A 306-nucleotide genomic window follows, 5' to 3' on the forward strand; every position below is an offset into this window, starting at 1 on the left:
GCTGGATGAACGCACGAAATAGGGCTGCGTTGGTGATATCGCTGCGCTGCTTGGTCAGTGAAGCACCGCAGATTTTGCACCGCCACCGGGTCGTCCCGTTGCTGGTGGTGCCGTTTCGTTTCATATCGCCGCCACAATGGCAGCGTGGTCGGTTCTTTGGCATTGGGCAACCGAACCACCGCTCCGTAGCACACCATGGCAGCCACACCGGGGATTTTCGCAAGAGAGGGCCAATATATGCTTTTGGAGCATATATTTTCCGCAAACGCGGAGTTCAGAGCATGAAAATCAACGATTCCGGACACA

General features: G+C 55.2%; 1 pseudogene. It reads right to left on the minus strand.

Annotation, left to right across the window (positions count from 1 at the left end):
- A pseudogene (locus tag HMPREF2656_RS12705) lies at positions 1-163 on the minus strand (IS256 family transposase); the annotation flags it as partial.
- Between the last annotated feature and the right edge of the window lie 143 nt (positions 164-306).

Origin of the sequence: Corynebacterium sp. HMSC034B08, from assembly GCF_001835805.1 — a bacterium.
Lineage (GTDB): Bacteria > Actinomycetota > Actinomycetes > Mycobacteriales > Mycobacteriaceae > Corynebacterium > Corynebacterium coyleae.